The 5261-nt window shown below is 42.3% G+C and carries 3 protein-coding genes; all 3 read right to left on the reverse strand.

What is annotated here, in order from left to right; translation table 11 throughout:
• A partial coding sequence (locus F6K20_RS23060) for a condensation domain-containing protein (protein WP_287296154.1) occupies nt 1-1073 on the reverse strand: 1073 nt, incomplete at its 3' end.
• A 190-nt stretch (nt 1074-1263) separates the two neighbouring features.
• Nucleotides 1264-4485, reverse strand: coding sequence for a non-ribosomal peptide synthetase (locus F6K20_RS23065; RefSeq protein ID WP_287296156.1), 3222 nt, complete (start codon nt 4483-4485; stop codon nt 1264-1266).
• Nucleotides 4486-4492: 7 nt separating this feature from the next.
• On the reverse strand, nt 4493-5261 hold a 769-nt coding region (locus tag F6K20_RS23070), incomplete at its 5' end, for a condensation domain-containing protein (protein WP_287296158.1).

Consider the following 5261-nt stretch of genomic DNA (forward strand, 5'->3'; position numbering starts at 1 on the left):
TAAAGCTCTTTCAAAGTAGGGCTTTCTTCTAGGTTTATTCGGAAGACTATAGTGTTAACAAAAAAGCCAATAAGCGGTTCTAATTCATGATGATTACGATTGGCAATGGGAGAACCAATCGCTAAATCCTGTTGATTACTATACCGTGACAGTAACACTGAAAAAGCTGCCAAAAGGGTCATAAATAAGGTTGTTCCTGATGATTGGCTTAAGGTTTTTAGCTTCTCAGTTAAATCTCGATCAATTTCAAAAGATTCAGAGCTTCCTCGAAAATGCTGGACGGCTGGACGAGTTTTATCGGTAGGGAGTTCTAAAACTGGAGGTATTCCTGCTAATTTTTCCTGCCAATAATTCAGTTGTTGATCTAGGTTCGCTCCCTGGAGCCATTGACGTTGCCAGTGAGCAAAATCAGCGTACTGAATCGCTAATTTGGGTAAAGATGGAAGTGTTCCTGTACAATAACTTTCGTACAATGTGGATAATTCACGAGTAAAAATACCCATCGACCAGGCATCACCAACAATGTGGTGCATCACCAATAATAAGATATGATATTGGTGATTCAACCGTAGGATTTTACCTCTTAATAAATTATCGTGTTCGAGGTTAAAAGACTGTTGTAATTCTTCTTTTGCTAACTGGTTTACTTTTTTTATCTGTTCTGAAAATTGTTTATAGTCTAGATCAATAATCGGCAAGTTTATATGTGCATTTTGCCTTATTATCTGCACAGGTTGGTCATCAATCAGACGAAAGTTAGTTCGTAGAACTTCATGGCGTTGTATAATCTCTGTAATGGCTTTCGTCAAAGCATCAGGATTAAGATCTCCTTTCAATTCTAAATATAAAGGAACATTGTAATGAGAACTTTGTTCTTCCAGTCGATCGAGAAACCATAATCGAGTTTGAGCAAAAGATAGGGGAATAGGTTTTTCCCTTGAGACTGGTTTAATTGACGGGTTCTGTTTTACCTTTTCTATAACTGATTTTTTTGGTTTCTGCCTCAGTTTTTTCAACACCAGCTCGCGCTTGTGTAATGGAATATTTTCAAGCCGTTTTAGTAAGTCACTCATCAGTCATCAGTTTTTTTATCAATTAAATTAATATAGACGAATCTATACAAGTTTGATCATTCTTAATAAAGAATTGCTATAGCTTTTCTGGAATTTTTGAGGTACGCTTCTCAACCTCAAAGTCCCCCTTTTTAAGGGGGATTTAGGGGGATCGCTTCGTAACTCATAGCTATAATAATTGCTATAATTACTAATTATTCATTAGTAATTGTTCATCCACTTCATCATCTGACAATTCATTAACCTCATTTAAAATCTGCTCTAGGTCATCCAGTTCTGATACTTCAAATTGCTTCTCAATCACTTTCTCTCCCAGTTCGAGAATAGTTGGATATTCAAACAAGCAACTCACAGGTAACTCAATAGAATAGGCTTCTCGAACTCTTGAAATTACTTGAGTTGCTAACAGAGAATGTCCTCCCAATTCAAAAAAGTTATCGTTGATACTAACCTGTTCTATCTTTAAAACTTCACGCCAAATGGTTGCCAATTCAGTTTGAGTAGCGGTGCGGGGCGCGACAAAATTTCCTCCAAGATATCTCTGGGATAAGTCGGGGGTGGGTAAAGCGCGACGATCGATTTTACCATTAGGAGTAAGGGGTAATTTTTCTAAAAATACAAACCCTGAAGGAATTTTGTATAGAGGAAGTTTCTGTTTACAGAAGTTGCGGACTTGAGTCCGATCGAGTTCCGATTTTTGAGTAACAAGATAAGCCACAAGGCTGTGATTACCAGGAGGCTTTTCATAAGCCATTATCACTGCCTCTTTTACGTCTGGATGTTGAGTTAAAACTGTTTGAATCTCTCCAGGTTCAATGCGAAAACCACGAATTTTTAGCTGGTGATCAACTCGCCCTAAAAACTCAATTTTTCCATCAGGTAAATAGTACGCTAAATCTCCAGTTTTGTACAAACGTTCTTCTATTTCTGGACTAGCTATTTCTGGACTAAAAGGATTAGAAATAAATTTCTCTTGAGTTAACTCAGGACGGTTTAAATAGCCTTGGGCTAAGCCCACCCCACCAATGTAAATCTCTCCTGCTACACCAATAGGAACCGGTTGCAAATGAGAATCAAGGATGTAAGTCGTTACATTGGGAATGGGACGACCAATAGAAGGTTTCTCTTCATCTCCACTCACCACGGCAACGGTGGCGCAAACGGTTCCTTCAGTAGGGCCATAAGCATTCAAAAAACGACGACCTTTACCCCACTCTTTGACCAGTTGACTTGTACAAGCCTCTCCAGCCACAATCAGAGTTTTCAAAGCTGATAAATCATCGGGTGGTAAAACAGCTAACGCTGACGGTGGTAGGGTAACATGGGTAATCTTGTGCCGATTCAAGGTTTGCACTAGGTCTGCCCCTGGCAACAAAGACGTTGAATGCTCTAAAACAAGAGTTGCCCCAGCCACCAAGGTCACGAAAATTTCTGAGACGGAAGCATCAAAACTCAAGGAAGCAAATTGCAGGACTCGACTGTGAGGCTGTATCTCGAAGAGGTCTTTCTGTCCATGGGCTAAGTTACATAATCCTTGGTGTGTAACTAAGACTCCTTTGGGCTTTCCTGTGGAACCGGATGTATAAATTACATAAGCTAAATGATTAGCATCAATGCTAGGAGTCAGGTTGTCTTGAGGATGAGTGCGAATTAAGTCTCGCTCTCTATCTAAACAGATAATCTGTGCTTTGTGGTCTGGCAAATTCTTCACTGAGGTCTGTTGAGTCAGTAACACAGAGAGGTCAGAATCATTAAATAGATAATCTAAGTGTTCCTTTGGATAGGTTGGGTCTAGAGGGACATAAGCACCACCAGCTTTGATAATTCCCAGAATCCCAATGATTGCTTCCACTGATTTCTCAACACAAATTCCTACTAACTCCCCTGGTTTCACTCCCAAAGATTGCAAGTAGTGCGCCAGTTGATTGGCCTCATGATTCAATTCCAAATAAGTTAATTGTTGCCCTTTATACACCACAGCAACTGCATTAGGGGCTTTATTCACCTGCTCTTCAAAGAGGTGATGAATACATCTATCCCATGGATAATCGTTTTCTGTTTGATTCCATTCAACTAATAGTTTGTGCCGTTCTTCTACCGTCAATATAGATAATTTATCAAGTTGCCGTTGGGGGTTCTGTGCTATCTCCACCAATAAAGTATGAAAATGCTCCATGAGGCGGTTAAGGGTATTGGCACTAAAGCGATCAGTATCGTAGAGTACTTTGATTGATAACTCTACACCAGGAACCGCCACCACCGTCAGAGGATAATTGGTGTGTCCAAACCCCCGAAACTCCCCAACGTCCAAACTTCCTTTCTGTTGGGACTCTTTCATGGGGTAGTTTTCAAACACCAAAATGCTTTCAAATAAAGGCGTTCCCTGGGGGACATCGCTCAGGGTTTGAATCTCAGCCAGGGGATAGTAGGCATATTGCTCTTGTTCAATTTGTTGGGCTTGTAATTCCTTGAGCCATGGTAACAGCTCAGTTTCCCTGGCAACCTTAACCCTGGTTGCCAAGGTATTGATCAACACTCCCACCATCGATTCCACTCCCGGCAGAGTTGTGGACCGACCAGAAACCGTGGCACCAAAGATAATATCGGACTCTCCACTATAACGGGATAGTAAAATTGCCCAGGCTCCTTGCACCACAGTATTGAGGGTTAAATGATGCTGTCGAACCAAGGATTGTAGTTGGTTGGTATTCTCTGGAGATAAAGAGAAGCGTTGTTCTTGGTGGCCTTTGGTTTGTTGTTTCCCTTGATTAACCCTGATGACTGTGGGAGATTCAAATCCTTGGAGTTTTTGCTGCCAAAAGGTCTTGGCTTGTTCTAGGTCTTGTTGTTTTAACCAACTGATATAGTCTCGGTAGGGACGTGGAGACTTTAGGTGTAAGGCTTCTCCTTTAATTGTGGCTTCATAGAAGGCAAAGGCTTCTTGAAGAACGATCGCCATCGACCAGCCATCGAAGAGGATGTGGTGATGACTCCAAAGCAATTGATAGGTTTGATCACCCAGTTGGATCAAATTCAACCGCATGAGGGGGGCTTGTTCTAAATCAAACCCAAGGCGACGATCACTGTCTAATAAGCCTTCTAAACGATACTGTTGCTCTTGTGCTGTCAAATCTTGCCAGTGGTGGTATGTCCAAGGGAGTTCCACCTGTTTGTGTACGACTTGTAAAGGGTCATCCACTTCTTCCCAATAAAAGGAACTCCTTAACACAGGATGGCGTGCCACCACTTGCTGCCAGGCTTGTTCTAACACTGCACCTTTCAATGTTCCTTTGATTGTGCAGAGTAATTGCTCGAAATACACCTCCGACTCCGGCTCATACACCGTATGAAAGAGCATTCCCTGCTGCATGGAAGACAGTTCGTAAATCTCTTCAATGTTTTTGTTCTCCATGATGAGACTACCTCCGCTTCCGCTTATTCATTCTGGACATCAGTTTGTCAAGCTGTTTTTGATTAAGATTACTGGCTGAAAAGTCCGAAGGCGTATAGCCCCCAGTATCGGGACGTTGACAGTGTGTAATCAGGGTTTCCAAGGCTTGGATAAAGCCATGGGCTAACCCTTCAATGGTGGATTTTTTATGAATGCGATCGCTATAGGCAAAGGTCATCTCTAGCTTCCCTTCACTGACAAACCCACTCACCCCTAATAAATGACTCCGGTAGCTCCTGGGACTCTGCTCAGATTTTAATTCTTTAATCACGCCCAACCCAGTGGAGGTAGAAAGCATTCTCTCCAGCTGACCCAGGTAATTAAAGCTGACAGGGGCTGGCTTTAAGGCTGCTAATTGTTGCTTTATGTCCGAATCCTGATGCAGGTATCGCAACACCCCATAACCGATGCCTCCTTTTGGAATACGACGGAGTTGCTCTTTAATGGATTTCAAAGCTTCTCCAGGATCTTCTAAAGATTCTAGAGTTAACTGTACCGGAAACAGGGTGGTAAACCAACCCACTGTCCGAGATAAATCTACATCCTCAAATAAGTCTTCCCGTCCGTGTCCTTCAAGGTCAATTAGGAGGGAAGGCTGCCCTGTCCATCCACCGAAACTCTGCACCAAAGCAGTCAGTAGCACATCATTAATGCGGGTGTTATAGACCGATGGCACATCCTGTAACAGGGCGCGGGTTAGTTCCTCAGCCAAAGCAATGGACACCTTAGCGGTGGAT

It is taken from the genome of Moorena sp. SIO2C4, from assembly GCF_010672485.1.
GTDB lineage: Bacteria > Cyanobacteriota > Cyanobacteriia > Cyanobacteriales > Coleofasciculaceae > Moorena > Moorena producens.